This is a genomic window from Stenotrophomonas sp. STEN063 (assembly GCF_056854515.1).
In genome coordinates this window covers 36,056-53,076 of record NZ_JBXFWF010000028.1, presented here as the reverse complement: position 1 = coordinate 53,076, position 17,021 = coordinate 36,056, and the positions used below count along the sequence as shown (strand labels likewise).

General features: G+C 64.4%; 13 protein-coding genes. 6 read left to right on the top strand and 7 right to left on the bottom strand.

Annotated features, from left to right (window positions below):
* Positions 1-155: 155 nt before the first annotated feature.
* Both AC1VWL_RS09630 and AC1VWL_RS09625 read right to left on the bottom strand, forming a co-directional pair.
* Entirely contained in the window at positions 156-533 is a 378-nt protein-coding gene (locus AC1VWL_RS09630) for a hypothetical protein (protein WP_482986520.1), read from the bottom strand.
* Positions 534-851: 318 nt separating this feature from the next.
* Complete coding sequence (locus AC1VWL_RS09625) at positions 852-1,775, bottom strand: LysR family transcriptional regulator (protein ID WP_482986519.1); 924 nt, start codon at positions 1,773-1,775, stop codon at positions 852-854.
* A gap of 107 nt (positions 1,776-1,882) precedes the next feature.
* Between AC1VWL_RS09625 and AC1VWL_RS09620 the strand changes: the two genes are divergently transcribed.
* Complete coding sequence (locus tag AC1VWL_RS09620; protein WP_482986518.1) at positions 1,883-3,394, top strand: FAD-dependent oxidoreductase; 1,512 nt, start codon at positions 1,883-1,885, stop codon at positions 3,392-3,394.
* A gap of 2 nt (positions 3,395-3,396) precedes the next feature.
* A complete protein-coding gene (locus tag AC1VWL_RS09615; RefSeq protein ID WP_282272769.1) occupies positions 3,397-3,588 on the top strand; it encodes a hypothetical protein in 192 nt (63 codons plus the stop codon).
* Positions 3,589-4,036: 448 nt separating this feature from the next.
* On the opposite strand, the gene AC1VWL_RS09610 is transcribed toward AC1VWL_RS09615, so the two are convergent.
* Genes AC1VWL_RS09610 through AC1VWL_RS09590 form a run of 5 tightly spaced genes read right to left on the bottom strand, consistent with a single transcriptional unit; the run spans position 4,037 to position 8,357 of the window.
* Positions 4,037-4,945: a 2-dehydro-3-deoxygalactonokinase gene (locus AC1VWL_RS09610; protein ID WP_482986517.1), complete on the bottom strand. Its 909-nt coding sequence runs from the start codon at positions 4,943-4,945 to the stop codon at positions 4,037-4,039.
* The gene (locus AC1VWL_RS09605; protein WP_482986516.1) at positions 4,942-5,862 is read right to left on the bottom strand and encodes an SMP-30/gluconolactonase/LRE family protein; all 921 of its coding nucleotides are present in this window, start codon (positions 5,860-5,862) and stop codon (positions 4,942-4,944) included. Before AC1VWL_RS09605 ends, AC1VWL_RS09610 begins: the two co-directional genes overlap by 4 nt.
* A complete protein-coding gene (dgoD, locus tag AC1VWL_RS09600) occupies positions 5,856-7,007 on the bottom strand; it encodes a galactonate dehydratase (RefSeq protein WP_482986515.1) in 1,152 nt (383 codons plus the stop codon). The genes AC1VWL_RS09605 and dgoD overlap by 7 nt, the downstream gene beginning before the upstream one ends.
* Positions 7,004-7,621 carry a 2-dehydro-3-deoxy-6-phosphogalactonate aldolase gene (locus tag AC1VWL_RS09595; RefSeq protein ID WP_482986514.1) on the bottom strand — a complete coding sequence of 206 codons (618 nt, stop codon included), beginning with the start codon at positions 7,619-7,621 and terminating at the stop codon, positions 7,004-7,006. The genes dgoD and AC1VWL_RS09595 overlap by 4 nt, the downstream gene beginning before the upstream one ends.
* Position 7,622: 1 nt before the next feature.
* Positions 7,623-8,357 (bottom strand): SDR family oxidoreductase, encoded by a 735-nt coding sequence (locus AC1VWL_RS09590; RefSeq protein ID WP_482986513.1) that lies wholly within the window; start codon positions 8,355-8,357, stop codon positions 7,623-7,625.
* Between the two features lie 245 nt (positions 8,358-8,602).
* Between AC1VWL_RS09590 and AC1VWL_RS09585 the strand changes: the two genes are divergently transcribed.
* The 4 genes from AC1VWL_RS09585 to AC1VWL_RS09570 all read left to right on the top strand — a co-directional run bounded on the left by AC1VWL_RS09585 (position 8,603) and on the right by AC1VWL_RS09570 (position 17,004).
* Complete coding sequence (locus AC1VWL_RS09585) at positions 8,603-9,556, top strand: LysR substrate-binding domain-containing protein (protein ID WP_282267426.1); 954 nt, start codon at positions 8,603-8,605, stop codon at positions 9,554-9,556.
* A 304-nt stretch (positions 9,557-9,860) separates the two neighbouring features.
* Complete coding sequence (locus tag AC1VWL_RS09580; RefSeq protein ID WP_482986512.1) at positions 9,861-12,800, top strand: TonB-dependent receptor; 2,940 nt, start codon at positions 9,861-9,863, stop codon at positions 12,798-12,800.
* 92 nt (positions 12,801-12,892) lie between these two features.
* The gene (locus AC1VWL_RS09575; RefSeq protein ID WP_482986523.1) at positions 12,893-15,085 is read left to right on the top strand and encodes a cellulase; all 2,193 of its coding nucleotides are present in this window, start codon (positions 12,893-12,895) and stop codon (positions 15,083-15,085) included.
* A gap of 17 nt (positions 15,086-15,102) precedes the next feature.
* On the top strand, positions 15,103-17,004 hold the full coding sequence (locus tag AC1VWL_RS09570; protein WP_482986522.1) for a sialate O-acetylesterase: 1,902 nt from the start codon (positions 15,103-15,105) through the stop codon (positions 17,002-17,004).
* Positions 17,005-17,021 lie beyond the last annotated feature (17 nt).

Below are 17,021 nucleotides of genomic sequence, written 5' to 3'. Positions count from 1 at the left end.
GGTAGCCTTGAAATGATCGGTATAGCGGTAGGTGCTTCTGGGGCCAGGGCGGGGCATTGGGATACTCCTGATCGTTAGGTCAGGGTGTCCACTAAAGCGAAGGAGCTACCGGTTCGGCTTGAATGAATTGTTAGGTGCCATCGAAGCGATAGACACTAGCTTGCGATCTCCATCTTGGCTGACCCGTAAAGGCGAACTGACCGCTCAAGAGATGGAGAGCCTTCATGCTCTGGGTATGAGGACACACTTATCACCCAATTTTGACCAAAGAACACAAGTTCGAGTGGGGTCAGCTTAGTGAGGAAGAGCAATGCCAACTGTTCCTCAGAGCTTGCAGTGAAGAATTCGAAGTCTGCCTTGTACTCTTCTACGCCAATTGCAGACGACCCGCCTTTGGAGCTAACGAAGCGACCTATTTTGCTGAGCCAGGCGCCATAAGCATCTGCCTCTGGAAATAGCTCAATTCTCTCCATGGGGCTCTGCAATATTTTCCGAAGAGTTTCAGCTTCCTGCTTTGTGACCGGAGCAATCATTGGACCCTCTTGTGGCACCTAACTCTTAGTAGACCGCCTAAACGCGGTGTAAAGCTGAGTATGCCCACTTTCGAACCGCTTTGAAACGGGAGTGGTTCTCCGTATAAACAATGGCTTGCAAAATGCGGCGCGGCTTGCGATCACCTCCTCCCTCCCAGTTTAGGATCGTTTGTTCACGGTGATATCGAATACACCCCTTTCCCGTCGGGCGTATTGGCGCTTGGAATGTCGTGATCGCGATGATTCCTCCGTCGGTTCATCCAGGCCGCGTGACGATTCCGGAGTCGACCCAGTGCTCCGCCACGCTTGCTCAAGCCGTTACTCCACTTCCCGAATCCGCGCCAACTCCGCCGCATTCCGCAGCGCCTGTAGGAATCTCGCCAGCGGCGCGTTTTGCGGCTCGCCGTCACGCGTGTAAACCATCACCGGCCGCTGCCAGGAAAACCCTGGTGCATCCAGTTTCACCCACTGTCCGGCAAGCAGCTCTGCCTGCGCCAGACGGCTGGGCAACAACGTGAGATAGCCGCCATCACGAATCATCGCGCGCATGAATTCGGGGGAACCACTTTCCATCGTGTTGAGCGGGGGCTCCAGCCCTGCTTCATGGAAGCGCTGGCGGAATGCGCCCTCCACCGCGCCGAGGCGACGGCCGAAAATCCATGCCTGCGCCAGCAGCTGCGCCGGCGTGATGGCGCGTTGCCGCGCCAGCGGGTGACGCACGCTGGCGAGTACGCGGTACTCGTCGTGCATCAGCACTTCGCTCTTGATGCGCGGGTCGGGGTCGCCATCGCCAAAGGTGTGCAGGGTGACTACCGCATCGAGTTCGCGCGCCAGCAGGCTGGGCAGCAGTTCGGGCAGGATACCGCTGCTGACATGGATGCCGATCTTCGGCCAATGCCGCCGCAGCGCCAGCACCGCCGGTGCTACCAGCGAGCCGGCGGTACTGGGGCCGGTGCCGATGCGGACTTGCCCTTCGGCGCCGGTCTGCAGCTCGAGTAGGCGGTCCTCGAAGCGGCGCACGGCGTCGTGGGCAGGCTGGGCGTGTTCCATCAGCAGGCGGCCGACGTCGGTGAGCCGGGCCTCGCGGCTGCCGCGTTCGAACAAACGGGCGCCCAGCTGTTGCTCCAGTGCCTGGATGCCCTTGCTCAGGGCCTGCTGGGTGCGGCCGGTGGCGGCGGCGGCGCGGGTAAAGCTGCCGTGTTCGACCACGGACAGGAAGTAGCGAAGCTGGCGGAGGTCCATGGCGGCACGAGGTAACAACCAATGGTTGTGGATCGTACTCGAATTGGTTGGCGGTAATCGGGGCAGGCCATCGATAGTCGGCTGATCGCATCTCCCGGAGGGGCACCATGGCCAGCCGCAACGCCGTCAAACAGTGGGACCAGCAGTACGACCTCGTCATCGCCGGATTTGGTCTGGCCGCCATGTGTGCCGCCATCGAGGCGCACGACCTGGACCCGAACCTGTCCATTCTTATTCTGGAAAAGGCCAATGAGGCTGAGACCGGTGGCAACAGCCGCGTTGCCGGGCAGTCGTTGCTGATCACCAGGAACGCCAAGGTGCTGGCCGAGTACCAGCGCAAGATGAGCGTAGCCAACCCGATCCCGGAGGACATGCTGGTGCCGTGGTCAGAGGCGATGGAAGCGCTGGAACCGTGGATCCAGGAGCGTGCGGCCCAGGCCGGCGCGCAGTTCATCCACGGCACCGGCTTCTCCGAGCGAGATGCGGTGCTGGAGTTCCCGGAGTTCGGTGCGCGTGAGGCCGTGCATTGCACCGCCACCATCCTGCCGATCCCATCCGGCGTGTACCTCGCTTTCCGCGAGAATATCCGCCTGCGCCCGCGCATCCAGATCGCCTATGAGTCGCCGCTCAAGGATCTGGTGCAGGACCCGGATACGCTGGAGGTATTCGGCGTCATCGCCGAGCAGAACGGCGAGCGCGTGGCCATCCGTGCCAACAAGGGCGTGGTGATGGCGACCGGTGGCTTTGAGGCCAACCTGGACATGCAGCGCAATTACTTTGGTCTTGCCAACCCGGCACCGCTGGGTACGCCGCACAACACCGGCGACGGCATCAAGATCCTGCAGAAGGCCGGTGCGGATCTGTGGCATATGCGTAACCAGGGCCAGTCCGGTGGCATCTGGCCGGGCTTCAAGCCGGAAGGTTTCGTCAATGGCTTCCTGCGCAACTTCTTCTGGCAGAGCTTCAGCTGGATCGAGGTGGATGCGAACACCGAGCGCTTCTACAACGAAACCGCCGAATTGCAGCTCACGCACTATAAGGAAAAGAAGCACGGTCATTGGGTGGACACCCCGCATTACCGTGCGCAACCGGTGCATATGATCTTTGATGCCATCACCTGCCAGTACAACAAGCTGGTGGTTGAAGTGATGAGCTGGAACCCGGTGGTGCGTGGTTACACGTGGTCAGATGACAATTCGGTGGAAGTGGAGAAAGGGTGGATCCAGAAGGCCGATACGCTGGAAGAGTTGGCAGCGCAGATCAACCGCGATCCGGCCAAGCTGCGTGCCGAGGTTGAGCGCTACAACGCGGCCTGTGCAGCGAGGAATGATGCCGATTTCGGGCGTAACCCTGAGACCTTGTTCCCGATCGCGCAGGCGCCGTTCTATGCCATGCGGATTGATCCGGTAATCGTGTGCACGGGCGGTGGCGCGCGCCGCAACATCAAGTCCGAGGTGCTGGACCATGATGGCAAGCACATCCCGCGTCTGTATGAAGCCGGTGAGATGGGGTCGATGTTCTCCGATCTCTATCAGAACGGTTCGTACCTTACCGAGGCAATGATCTCTGGACGCGCTGCGGGTCGTGAGATCGTCGGTCTTGGCAACTGGGAGGCTTGAGCATGAAGGTTGCTACCCCCGCGATGAAGCTGGATGTGCGCATCAATGACGTGAAGGCCGAGGAAGGGCTGCTGGTGATGGACGGTGTTGCGGGCATGCTGCCGTGCAAGACCAGTCTGACGCCGGCTGAGTTTCGACAGATGATGAAGCTGGCGCTGCGGCCGAGTGTGTTGGCGTTGTTGTTCAAGAAGTAAGGCGGAAGCCGTTGCTTGGAGCCTTGCTTGAAGCCTTGCTTGAAGCCCCTCTCCCCCCGGGAGAGGGGTTGGGGAGAGGGTGAGTGCGAAGTGCCCTGCAAAAGCCAAAAAGCAAAAGCCCCCTCATCCGCCCCTTCGGGACACCTTCTCCCGCGAGCGGGAGAAGGGATAGGAGCCAAAGCCAAAGGCAAAGCCAAAGGCAGAGGCAGAGGCAAAGGCAGAGGCAAAGGCAGAGGCAAAGGCAGAGGCAAAGGCAAAGGCAAAGGCAAAGCCATAGCCACAGCCACAGCAAGAACCAAAACCAAAACGGCTTGGCTTCCGTCGAACTTTGTTCGGTTGATGAGAGCTTCTAGAGGAGCGCTTGGCAGCGAAAGATGCTCCACCAAACGCTACATGCGTTGACCTGGCCCGTTGATCAGCTCAGTTCCGCACTACAACGCGTTGAAGCTCAAACACCACCCAGCTCCAACCGTCGCTGCCACAGCGCATGCATGCCGCGCGCAGCCAGGTCTTCCGGGTGGCGTTGTACGCCGATGCCCCAGGAAATCAACGCCTGTGCATACAGTGCCAGCAAGCGGTCACTGCCAATCAGGTGCACCTGCGACAAGCGCGGGGTGTGTTCGAGTACGCCGGAGGAAAGTATCTCATGGCCGATCAGCAGGCCTGACAGATAAGACGGCAGGGCGCTGCCTTCCAGCTGGTTGAACAGGCCGAGGGTGCGCACACCGAAAAGGTGATGCAGAAGTCCGCCCTTCTGCCGGCTGCGCTTGAGTCCACTTTCAAATGCCCAGGCGTCGAAACGGCTGTCATCTTCGGGCATCAGCTTGCCCAGTAGGCTGTGGGTGCGCAGTACCGCGTATAGCTCGCCCGTCATTGCCGTTGTCAGGCGACGTATCTGGCCATCGGCAATCGAAACCCACTTGCTATGCGTGCCGGGCAGGCAGACGACATGATTGCCGCGTGGCAGTACCGCCAGCAGTGCGGCCAGCTGGGTTTCTTCGCCGCGCATTACGTCGGGTACGGCGTCGCCGCCGGTATCGCTGACACCTGGCACGACCCATAACGCGCGATCGGCCAAGCCCGGTGCCTGCAGCGGTACCAAGGCAGCGGCAAGGTCGTCGATGCCGGCGGGGCAGGGCAGGTAAGGTACTTCCTGCCAACCGCTGCGGCTGCCGACCATGCCGGACAGGAGCAGCAAGCGGTCATCCCAACCGGCAATCTCTTCTGCAAGCACCGCTTCAAACTGTCCGGCACTGGCTTGCAGGCCGCGTTCGCTGCGGCGGCGCTCGCAGACATGGCCGCTCTCATCGAGGCGGTACAGGCGCAGGCTGCTGGTACCCCAGTCCACGGCGATCATGGCAACTCCACGCGATCCACGCTTGCCTTCAACTGCGGGTGCTCCCAGACAAAGATGCCTCCTGCATCGGGCTGCGCGCTCAAGGCGGCGGCATCCAGACCGACGCGGGCACTGCTGATGTACAGCGCACCGGGTGCCAGTACGCAGCAGGAGGCGTGCTGGGTGGGGATGTGAACCAGTTGCTCGATGCGGCCATCGGCGGAATAGCAGGCAACCCGGCCTGCGCCCCACTGTGCGTTCCATACGCGACCTTGGACATCGACTACCGCGCCGTCAGGTTCGATGCCTGGTTCGCTCAGGCTGGCAAATGCCTGCAGCTCTTCAACCAGTGCGCTGTGCGGGTCATAACGGCCAGTGATGATGTTGGCCTGCGGCGAGTCGCAGAAGTAGATGCGCTCACCGTCAGGGCTGAAGCAGATCGCGTTTGGAATGGCGGCGTGTGGCAAGGGCAGACGGCGCAGGCCTTTGCCTGCACTCCATTGGTAGAAGCTGCCGCCGCGACGTCCGTCGGCATGGTCGCTCTTGGTGCCGAACACGAAGTTGCCGTGGCGGTCGGCACGGCCGTCATTGATGCGGGTGTTGGGGTTGTCGGCTTCCACCTGTGCCAGCAGTTGCAGGCTGAGTTCGCGGTCCTGCAGCTGGGCTTCCGGGTCGGCTGCATGCAGACCATTGGCCAGGCCCAGCAGCAGGCGGCCATCGTTTGCCAGCGCAAGGCAGCCTAGCGGCTCGTGCAGCTGCCAGTACTGGCTGCGGCCGCTGGCTGGATCGTAGCGCCACAGGCGTGCTGCGAGGATGTCGGTCCAGTACAGGACATTGCGGCGGTCGCACCAGAGGATGCCTTCGCCGAGCTCGCAGCGGCTGTCCACCAGCAGCCGTGCGTCGGCTTCGGTTACCTGCGGCACCTGTGCATTCACCATTCGGCAACGCTGCCGTCGCTGTGGCGCCACAGCGGATTGCGCCAGCGCGGTGGATTCTTGTTGGCTTCGATCAGGCGTGCTTCGTCGATCTCCACGCCCAGGCCCGGCTTCGGCAGGGCCGCGATGCAGCCCTGTGCGTCGCAGGCGAAGTCGTCCTTGTTGATGACGTAGTCCAGCAGGTCCACACCCTCGTTGTAGTGGATGCCGATGCTCTGTTCCTGCAGCACCGCGTTGTGGGCGACGAAGTCCAGCTGCAGGCAGGCGGCCAACGCCACCGGTCCGAGCGGGCAATGCGGGGCCAGCGCGACGTCATGCGCTTCGGCCATCGCGGCGATCTTGTGGCACTCGCTGATGCCGCCGGCATGCGACAGGTCCGGCTGTAGGATGGCCAGTCCGCCGGCTGCCAGCACCGGCTTGAACTCGGTGCGCGAATACATGCGCTCGCCGGCCGCCAGCGGAATGCTGCTGACCTCCGACAGTGGGCGGTAGTACTCCCATTGCTCCGGCAATACCGGCTCTTCGACAAACAATGGGCGATACGGCGCCAGTTCTTTCAGCAGTACGCGCGCCATCGGTGCACTCACCCGGCCATGGAAATCGATGCCGAAATCCACGCTGTTGCCGAGGGCGTCGCGGATGGTGGCGACTTTCTCGATGGCGGTGTCGACGGCGCGTGGGCTGTCGATCAGCTTCAGTTCTTCGGTGCCGTTGAACTTGAAGGTGTCGTAGCCAAGCGACTTGTAATGCTGCATCTGCTTGACGATGTCGGCCGGACGGTCACCGCCAACCCAGCGATAGGTCTTCATGCGGTCACGCACCAGGCCGCCGAGCAGCTGGTAGACCGGCACGCCCAGCGCCTTGCCCTTGATGTCCCACAGCGCCTGGTCGATGCCGGCGATGGCACTCATCAGGATCGCGCCGCCGCGGTAGAAACCACCGCGGTACAGCACCTGCCACAGGTCGTTGATGCGGGCCGGGTCCTTGCCGATCAGGTAGTCGCCGAGTTCGTGTACGGCGGCCTCCACGGTGGCTGCGCGGCCTTCGATCACCGGTTCGCCCCAGCCGCTGATGCCCTCGTCGGTCTCGATCTTGAGGAACAACCAGCGCGGCGCAGCCTGGTAGGTGGTCAGACGCACGATCTTCATGCCGAGTAGTCCAGATAGGCCTGGCGGAACGCACGCGCGTTGTCGCGGGTGGTCTGCACCGGTTGGCCGGGTTGATAAAGGTCACCGCCGGTGCCCGCACCCTGACAACCAGCGGAAAGATAGCTGGCCAGGGTGGCGGGGGAGACGCCACCGACGGCGAAAAGGGGGACCGGCGGCAGCACGCTGCGCAGGGCGCGTATCAGTGCTGGGCCGTGGATGGATGCAGGGAACAGCTTCAGCATCTGCGCACCCGCGCGCAGTGCCTGGAAGGCCTCGCTGGCGGTGGCGAAGCCAGCCGCCACCAGCAGCCCTTCGGCAACCGCGCGTTGGATCAGCTGCGGGTCTGTATTCGGGGTGACCATCAGCCGGCCACCAGCACGCAGCAAGGCGTCGACATGCTCGGGCAATACCACCGTGCCGGCGCCGATGCAGGCGTGCTGGCCGTGGCGCTGCACGCTGCGTTGCACGCTCTGCTCCCAGCCCGGCGAGTTGCTCGGGATCTCGATCGCGTCGAAACCCTCCTCGACCAGCGCATCGACATGTGCATCCACCTCACCCGGCGTGATGCCGCGCAGGATCGCGATCAAGGGCAACTGGAAGGGCAGGGCGGTCATGTCAGTCGTGGTAAACCTGTGAGCGGCCGCCATCGATCAGGATGTCGGTGGCGTTGATGAAGCGCGCTTCGTCGCTGGCCAGGAACAGCGCGGTATAGGCCACTTCTTCCGGCCTGCCGATGCGACGCGGCGGCAACAATGCGGTCTGGCGCGCGCGGGCGCCGGGTTCGCGTTCGAACCAGGCCTCGATGCGTGGCACCAGGATCAGCCCCGGCGAAATGGAGTTCACGCGGATGCCATGCGCGGCGTACTCGATGCCGAGCGAGCGGGTCATGCCGATCAAGGCGTGCTTGGCCACGGGATACGGGAATGCGCCAGGAATGATCTTGTGCCCATGCACCGAGGCGATGTTGACGATGGCGCCAGCCTGCTGCGCGACCATGCCGGGCAGCACGGCCTTGCACAGCTGCCAGGCACCTTCCAGGTTCAGCGCGAAGCAGCGCTGCCATTGGGCGTCGTCCAATGCCAGCGGATCGGAGAACACATCGGCGCCGGCATTGTTGACCAGCACATCGATGCGGCCATGGCGCTCGAGGGCGGCTTCGATCAGGCTGCGCATCGCGGCGGTATCGGTGATGTCGCCCTGCAGCAGCTCAATGCCGTCGGCATCGCCGACAGTCAGGTCGATGCCGATCACCTGCGCGCCTTCGGCATGGAACAGGCGGGCGATGGCCGCGCCGATGCCACTGGCGGCACCGGTCACCACTGCCACCTTGCCGGCCAGGCGAGCGCTCATCGGCTGCCTCCGGCCCGGCAAACACAGTGGCCGCCCGCGCTGCTGGCGCTGGCTGATAGTGAAACCTTCATCCCTTTCTCCCTGGAGCCTGCTGTCGGTACTGGCCGCGCCGGCCCGGCAGGGCGGCGGCGGTGCTGACGGAAGCGTGGCATAGCCTTGCGTGAGAACCTATGTGCGACAAATGAAATTTTTGTCGTAATGTATTCGCTGGGCGAATAGCTACTCAGTCGAGGGGATCGGCACGCATGGTTCAACCCACCACCGGCTGGTTCAATGCCACCCGTTTGAAGACCCGGCACCTGTTGCTGCTGCTGCATCTCTACGAGCAGCGCTCGGTGCTGCGCGCGGCCGAGGCGGCCAACATGACCCAGCCGGCGGCGTCCAAGCTGCTGGCCGAAATGGAGGACCTGCTGGGCGTGCCGCTGTTCGAGCGGCATGCGCGAGGGGTGGAGCCGACCTGGTACGGCCAGGTGCTGATCCGCCGGGCGCGTTCGGCGCTGTCGGAGATCGGCCGGGCCCAGGACGAGATCGCGGCGCTGCGCAGTGGCCGCACCGGCCAGGCCGCGATCGGCACCGTGGTCAATCCCGGCACCAACCTGGTGCCGCAGGCGGTGGCCGCGCTCAAGCGCGACTTCCCCGACATCCTGATCCGGATCGAGATGGACTACAGCCGGCCGCTGGTGGCCAAGCTGCTCGATGGCCAACTCGACATCGTGGTCGGCCGCATCATGGGCGCCGAAGGCAGCAGTGAGCTGGAGTTCGAGCCACTGGCCGATGAGCCGCACTCGGTGATCGTGCGTGCCAGCCATCCGTTGGCGGGGCGCAAGCGCGTCGGCTACGGCGATCTGGTCGAGTACGGCTGGATCATGCCGCCCGATGGCAGCGTGCTGCGCTCACGGCTGGACGCGGTGTTCCTGGAACATGGGTTGGTGCCGCCGCAGAACATCGTCGAGACCACCTCGCTGCCGGTCACCATCCATCTGCTGCGTCACAGCGATATGTTGACCGCGCTGCCGGCCGAATCGGTCGCGCCCTACCTGCAGACCGGGCAGATGCTGGTCCTGCCGATCGCGCTGGACGTGCGCATGGAGTTCTTCGGCATCATCCGCCGGCGCGACCAGTTGTTGTCCCCCGGTGCCGAGCGCGTGCTGGAGGCGCTGCGGCTGACCGCGCGGCGCTTGTACCCGCCGGTCGCCTGAACCGGGGTATTCACTTCCGATATACATCCTGCGCATTTTTTCATTGGTCGGGAATGAGTACCCCCGCCTATGCTCGCCGCCGTGGCTGTTTCAGGTCATTGGTATCAGGGCCATGGCCCGCGTGCGCCAGGGGGCATGCGGATCCACCGGCAAAGTGATGTGGAGAGCGGTAAGTCGGGCGCCCGGCCATGGCGGGGTGTGCAGGTACGCGGTTTTCAATCAGCTTCACCTGGTGCCAAAGGCGCAATGACGTCGGTGCTGGGGACAACTCAATCGTCGTCATGTGTCCTGGGAGGGAACATTCATGTCAACGTTCCAGCGCCGCCTCACGGTGGCCAATAGCGCGCGTCGCCGCGCTTGTAGCGGTCTGCAACCGACCGTCCTTGCCCTGAGTGTGGCGCTGCTGCTTTCGGCCGCCGCTCAAGCACAGGAAGCCGCCACCACGCCGACCACCACCGACCTGGACAAGGTCGAGGTCACCGGTACCCGTGGCAGCCTGACCAAGGCACAGATCATCAAGGAACAGTCCGACCAGATCGTTGATTCGATCGTGGCCGAGGACATCGGCAAGCTACCCGACAACAACGTCGCCGAGGCATTGCAACGCATCACCGGCGTGCAGATCACCCGCAACAAGGGCGAAGGCAGCGGCATCATGGTGCGCGGCCTCACCCAGGTGCGCAGCGAGCTCAACGGCCGCGATATCTTCACCGCCAACGCCGGCCGTGCATTGAGCTGGGAAGACGTGCCGGCCGAACTGCTCGGCGGTGTGGACGTCTACAAGAACCCCAGTGCGGAGATGATCGAAGGCGGCCTCGGTGGTCTGGTCAACCTGCGCACCCGCATGCCCTTCGACCAGGACGGCATGAAGGTCTCCGGCAGCTTCACCCTCAACAAGTGGGACCTGCGCGACTCGTTGCAGCCCTCGGCGTCCATCCTGTTCTCCAACCGCTGGAACACCGAAGCCGGTGAATTCGGCGTGCTGTTCAACGTTGCCCACCAGGAAGGCCAGTACCGCGAAGACCGCATCAACATGGGCAGCTACCTGTCCTATGACGATGTACCCGGCTACGAAGGCCAGAACGTTGTCATTCCCAGCGAAGTCGGCATGTACAGCCACTTCGGTGACCGTGAGCGTGACGGCCAGTACGTGGCGTTGCAGTGGAAGCCGAACGACGACGTCGAGATCTACGGCACCGTGCTGCGTTCGGACTACAAGTTCCGCAACCGCGAATACAGCGTGCGCGTGGGCAACCTCAACAACAACACCCAGGACCTGGTGAACTGGTCCAACAACGGCTGGGGCTTCGTTTCGCCGAGCATCCCGGGCTACGAAGCGTTCAACGACCCGTTCGGCTTCGACGGCAACGGCGAGTTCCAGTACGGCACCTTCAACAACGCGCTGATCACCACCACCGCGCGCATGGACTGGCGCAACTCGGTGACCACCGACTATGCGCTGGGCGGCAAGTGGCAGGTCAATGACAACCTGCACCTGTCCACCGACTTCCAGTACATCGATGCCACCACCGAGAGCGTCAACTACTGGGTGGACCTGCTCGCCGGCCAGGTGGATCCGGATGACTGGCGTGGCTGGTCCGGCCTGTACGGCGTGCCGCCGGTACGCGTGGACATGAGCGGCCGCTATCCGTCGGTGACCGTGCTCGACCGCGAGACCGGCCAGCCGATCAATGGCTACATGAGCGACATCAGCAACTACGGTGGCTGGTACTCGCACCTGGACAAGCGTGACAACAACGACGCCGACCAGTTCTCCTGGCGCGCCGACCTGCGCTGGGATTTCCTCGACAGCGACCTGCTCAACGACCTGCGCATGGGCGTGCGTTACACCGACCGCAGCGCCATCACCCGCAGCTCGGGCTGGAACTGGCAGAAGATCGCACCGGCTGGTACCGACAATGCCTGGGGCAGCTTCACTCCGGCGCCGTTCGCCGACTACCCCAATGCCTGCTACCGGCTGTTCCCGTTCAGTGACCACTTCCGTGGCAACAGCGGCTTGCCGACCGGCTACGTTGCCTGCGACGAGATGGTCGCCGACTACGAGAACACCGTGCGCATGTTCGGCCACGAGCCGATCGCCTACAACCCGATCACCGACATCCGCGAGTACACCGAGAAGACCTACGCCGCGTACGCCATGCTGCGCCTGGGCAACGACTCGGCGCGCTTCCCGTGGGACGTTAACGTCGGCGCGCGCGTGGTGCGCACCGAGACCACGGTCAACGGTTATGAGCTGGCGCAGAATTCGGCCACCAACGACACCAACCAGGTCAACGCCAAGCACTCGTACACCGATGTGTTGCCGAGCCTGAACTTCCGCATGTTCCTGACCGACAGCCTGCAGTGGCGCGTGGCTGCCTCGCGGGCGATGTCGCGCCCGGACTTCAACCTGATGGACCCCTACGTCTATCTCAACGACACGTTCTTCGACTTCAACACCGGTGGCGTTTCCTACGCCAGCCGCGGCAATCCAAACCTGGATCCGATGTACTCCAATCAGTTCGATACCTCGCTGGAGTGGTACTTCGGCCTGGGCTCGATGATCTACGGCACCGCGTTCTACAAGCAGGTTGACGGCTTCTACTACTACGACACGATCGCCGCCAATTACTTCGACCCGAACTTCGACATGCCGCTGGAAGGTTCCACCACCGGTGAGACCCGTCCATGCGTGAGCATGGAGTGCGTGCGCGAGTTCCAGCTGCAGACCCGCGCCAACGGCCAGGACGGCAAGATCAAGGGCTTCGAACTCGGTTACCGCCAGTTCTTCACCTTCCTGCCGGGCGCGCTGGACGGCCTGGGCTTCGAGGCCAACTACACCTACGTGGACAGCAAGGCACCGGCACCGGACGCCGCCAGCACCGACGGCATCGAGATTTCCTACCTGCCGTTGGAAGGCCTGTCGAAGAAGAGCTACAACGTGGTGTTGATGTACGAAAAGGAACGTGTGTCCTTCCGTGCCGCCTACAACTGGCGTGATACCTGGCTGGTCACCACGCGGCCGCCGAATGCGGGTCACGTGCCGCAGTACCACGACGCCACCGGCCAGCTGGATGCCTCGCTGCGCATCAACCTCAACAAGATCTGGTCGCTGACCCTGGACGGCACCAACCTGCTCGATGAGGTGCGTTCGGATTACTACGGCAGCAGCAGCCGTCCCAACGGCTGGTACGTCAATGATCGTCGTTATGGATTGAGCATCCGGGCCAACCTGGATCTTTGAACGGAGGTGCGGTGATGGCAGGTGTCGGGCGCTTCAATACGGGTGGTACGCAGCAACACGCGGCCACGGGCGCCGGGCTCCTGCGGCGGTGGATGCTGGCGGCGGCGGCGATGCTGCTGCCAGCGCCGGTCGCGCTGTCCGCACCCGCGGCGGCGCCAGCGGAGTACCAGTGGCACAACGTCGCCATCGGCGGCGGCGGCTTCGTCACCGGGCTGGTCTTCCACCCGCAGCAACAGGGGCTGCAGTACGCGCGCACCGATATCGGTGGCGCGTACCGTTGGGAGCCGGCGCAGCAGCGCTGGCAACCCCTGCTGGACTGGATGGACGCCAGCGACCAGGGCCGTTTCGGCGTGGAAAGCATGGCCGTCGATCCGGCCGACCCCGAACGCCTGTACATGGCGGTGGGCACCTATCTGCACGAGCGTGGCAGCAACGGCGTGATCCTGCGTTCGAACGACCGCGGGCAGAGTTTCCAGCGCACCGAACTGCCCTTCAAGATGGGCGGCAACGAACTGGGCCGTGCCAATGGTGAGCGCCTGGCGGTGGACCCGAACGACGGCAAGGTGCTGTTGTTCGGTACCCGTGGCAACGGCGTGTGGCGCAGTGCCGACGGTGGTGTCAGCTGGAGCGAGTTGACGTCGTTCCCGGCAATCGCCAAATCCACCGCAGCCACCGCGCAGAGCTGGGGCGGTGCGCAGGCCATCGGCGTGGCCTTCATCAATTTCGAACCAGACAGCAAGGGTGGCGACGGTGCATCGCGCACGGTCTACGCCGGCGTCTCGACCCAGCAGACCGCGCTGTACCGCTCCGACGATGCCGGCCGCAGCTGGCAGGCAGTGCCGGGCCAGCCGACCGGCTTGCGCCCCAACCACATGGTGCGCGACAGCCTGGGCCGCTGGTTGCTGAGCTACGGCGACCAGCCCGGTCCCAACACCATGAACAACGGTGCGCTGTGGCGCTTTGATCCGCGCGACGGTGCATGGACCGACATCACCCCGGTGCCGCAGTCCACCGACCTGCAGGGCGACGGCTTCGGCTGGGGCGCGGTGGCGGTGGATCCGCAGGACCCGCAGCGTATCGTCGCCAGCACCTTCAATCGCTTCGCGCCGCATGACGACATCTTTCGCAGCGTCGATGGCGGCCGCAGCTGGACCGCGCTGTCCACGCGCGCCGACTTCGACCACTCCTATGCACCGTGGACCGAAGAGGCGCGGCCGCATTGGATGGGTGTGCTGGCGATCGATCCGCACGACCCTGGCCACCTGCAGTTCGTCACCGGCTACGGCATCTGGGATACGCGCGACCTGCGCAGCTTCGACGACGGCAAGCGCCTGACCTGGCGTTTCCCGTTGGCTGGCTTCGAGGAGACCGTTCCGCTGGCGCTGGTCAGCCCGCCGCAGGGTGCGCACCTGGTCAGTGGCCTGGGCGACATCGACGGCTTCGTGCATGACGATCTGGACACGCCGCAGCAGCGGTTTGCCGGCGTGCGCTTCTCCAATACCGAAAGCCTTGCCTATGCCGGGCAGGCACCGCAGCTGATGGTGCGTACCGGCTATTTCCATGACCGCCCCGAAGGCGCGGTGCGTGCGGCCTGGTCGAAGGATGGCGGGCGCAGCTGGACGGCATTCGCGCACGAGCCGCCCGATGGCGAAGGTGCAGGCCGCATCACCCTGGCCGCCGATGGCAAGCGGGTGATCTGGCAGACCCGCAATGGCGGCCATTGGCTCAGTGCCGATTTCGGCGGCCGCTGGCAGGCGGTGAAAGGCCTGCCGAAGAATGCGGTGGTGGAAGCGGACAAGCTGGAGGCCGGCGTGTATTACGGCTTCGATCCGGTCAGCGGTGCGCTGTATGTCAGTGGCGACGGCGGCGTGGAATTCCGTCAGGCCGAGGCCGGCGTCGGCGCGGTGGGTGATTGGTTCCGTGCCGAGATCCGCCCGAATCCGTGGCAGGCCGGGGAGGCCTGGGTCGCCGCCGGCTGGCGTGGGCTGTTGCACTGGTCGCCGGGCAAGCTGCGCCGTGTGGAAGGCCTGGACAACGTGTTCTCGGTCGGGCTCGGCAAGCCGCTCAAGGAGGGTGACACGCCGGTGCTGTTCGTATTCGGCGAGATGGCCGGCAAGCGTGGCCTGTACCGTTCCGACAACGGTGGCCGCCGCTGGACCCGCATCGACAACGACGCGCAGCGCTTTGGCGGCGTGATCCGCCATGTCACCGGTGATACGCGTATTCCCGGCCGCGTCTATTTCGGCACCGAAGGCCGTGGCATCTGGTACGGAGAATCGAAGTGAAATCGTTGTTCGCAGTGATGGGCCTGGCAGCGCTTGCCAGCAGTGCACAGGCAGTGGAGCTGCCGCGTGTGTTCGCCGACGGCATGGTGCTGCAGCGTGACCAGCCCTTGCCCGTATGGGGCAAGGCTGCACCGGGTGCACAGGTACGCATCGATTTCGCGGGCAGGCAGGTGACGGTGAAGGCCGCTGCCGACGGCAACTGGCGCGCGCAGTTGGCCGCGTTGCCGGCTGGCGGCCCGTATGTGCTGAGCATCGACGACAAGGCTGCGCCAAAGCAGTTGCGTGACGTCTACGTCGGTGAAGTGTGGCTGGCCTCGGGCCAGTCCAACATGGAATGGCCACTGGCCCAGACCGATGGCGCCGAGGCGGCGATCGCCGCTGCCAATGATCCGCTGATCCGCCATTTCAAGATCCCCAAGTCGTGGGCCGGCGCACCGCAGTGGCAGCTCACTGGCGGCGACTGGCGGCAGGCAACGCCGCGTACCGCCGGCGACTTTTCGGCAGTAGCGTATTACTTCGCGCAACAGCTGCGTGCGCGCACTGGTGTTGCGGTCGGCATCATCGACAGCACCTGGGGCGGCAGCACCATCGAAGCCTGGAGTGATGCAGCAACGCAGGGCCTGGACAGCGCCGCGCTGGCCGCACAGGCGGCTGCACTGCGCGAGGCCGACACCAAGGCGCTGCAGGTAACCCACGCCAACCTTGCGCGCTGGCCGCAACTGCCGGCCGATGCCAGCCACTGGCATGAGGCCGATGTCGATGCGGCGCAGTGGACCACCATCACCGTGCCCGGCCTGTGGGAAAGCCAGGGCTGGAATGGCATGGACGGCGTTGCCTGGTACCGCGCCAGCTTCCGCCTCAGTGCCGATGAAGCTGCCAGGGGCGTGACCCTGGGCGTGGGCCGCATCGACGACAGTGATACCACCTGGGTCAACGGCCAGCAGGTCGGCGAAACCAAGCTGCAGTACAACCTGGCGCGTCGCTACAGCGTGCCCGCGTCCGCATTGCACGCCGGGCTCAACCATGTCGCCGTGCGCGTGCAGGACTTCGGCGGCGGTGGCGGCATCCACGGCGAGGCCAGCGAAGTGTTCGTGCAGCCGCAGGGCGCGGCCGCGCGTGCGCTGGATGGCTGGAGCTTCCGTGTCGAGAGCGCGCAGGTCGCGCTGGTGGACGACAAGAACCAGCATCCAACCCTGTTGTACAACGCGATGATCCATCCACTGCAGGATTACGGCGTGCGTGGCGTGCTCTGGTACCAGGGCGAATCCAACGCCAATACCTTGCCGCAGGCGCAGAAGTACCGGCAGCAGTTCCCGGCGTTGATCACGCAATGGCGCGCACAGTGGAAGGCACCTGCGCTGCCGTTCCTGTGGGTGCAGCTGGCGCCGTTCTCGTCCGGTGCGGACAAGCGCGATGCCGACGATGTCGCCATCGACAGCCCGTGGGCCCTGCTGCGTGAATCGCAGGGCACGACACTGGCGCTGCCAGCCACCGCCCAGGTGGTGATCACCGACGTTGGCGATGTGCACGACATCCACCCGCGCAACAAGCGCACCGTTGGCGATCGCCTGGCGCTCGCCGCAGGGAAGTTGGTTTATGGCGACAGCGCGGTCGTTGCATCCGGCCCGAGCCATGTCGGCCATGACGTGCAGGGCAGCAGCGTGGTGCTGCGTTTCGACGCGGGCGCTGCGCCGTTGCAGGTAGGCGGTGGCGGTGAACTGAAGGGCTTTGAGGTTGCCGGCAGTGATGGGCATTTCCATCGTGCGCAGGCCCGCATCGATGGCAACCGGGTGATCCTGCAGAGCAGCGCAGTGCAGGCGCCGGTGGCCGCGCGCTATGGCTGGAGCGATACCGCGCAGGGCGCCAACCTGACAGGTGCCACCGGCTTGCCGGCGTCGCCTTTCCGCACCGGGCCATGAGCGTGCGGACTACCTGC

Coding starts and splice junctions, on each gene's coding strand:
- AC1VWL_RS09605 (WP_482986516.1), bottom strand. CDS start 5,862: ATGGTGAATGCACAGGTGCCGCAGGTAACCGAAGCCGACGCACGGCTG.
- AC1VWL_RS09585 (WP_282267426.1), top strand. CDS start 8,603: ATGGTTCAACCCACCACCGGCTGGTTCAATGCCACCCGTTTGAAGACC.
- AC1VWL_RS09590 (WP_482986513.1), bottom strand. CDS start 8,357: ATGAGCGCTCGCCTGGCCGGCAAGGTGGCAGTGGTGACCGGTGCCGCC.
- AC1VWL_RS09595 (WP_482986514.1), bottom strand. CDS start 7,621: ATGACCGCCCTGCCCTTCCAGTTGCCCTTGATCGCGATCCTGCGCGGC.
- AC1VWL_RS09625 (WP_482986519.1), bottom strand. CDS start 1,775: ATGGACCTCCGCCAGCTTCGCTACTTCCTGTCCGTGGTCGAACACGGC.
- AC1VWL_RS09620 (WP_482986518.1), top strand. CDS start 1,883: ATGGCCAGCCGCAACGCCGTCAAACAGTGGGACCAGCAGTACGACCTC.
- AC1VWL_RS09615 (WP_282272769.1), top strand. CDS start 3,397: ATGAAGGTTGCTACCCCCGCGATGAAGCTGGATGTGCGCATCAATGAC.
- AC1VWL_RS09610 (WP_482986517.1), bottom strand. CDS start 4,945: ATGATCGCCGTGGACTGGGGTACCAGCAGCCTGCGCCTGTACCGCCTC.
- AC1VWL_RS09630 (WP_482986520.1), bottom strand. CDS start 533: ATGATTGCTCCGGTCACAAAGCAGGAAGCTGAAACTCTTCGGAAAATA.
- AC1VWL_RS09570 (WP_482986522.1), top strand. CDS start 15,103: ATGGGCCTGGCAGCGCTTGCCAGCAGTGCACAGGCAGTGGAGCTGCCG.
- AC1VWL_RS09575 (WP_482986523.1), top strand. CDS start 12,893: ATGCTGGCGGCGGCGGCGATGCTGCTGCCAGCGCCGGTCGCGCTGTCC.
- dgoD (WP_482986515.1), bottom strand. CDS start 7,007: ATGAAGATCGTGCGTCTGACCACCTACCAGGCTGCGCCGCGCTGGTTG.
- AC1VWL_RS09580 (WP_482986512.1), top strand. CDS start 9,861: ATGTCAACGTTCCAGCGCCGCCTCACGGTGGCCAATAGCGCGCGTCGC.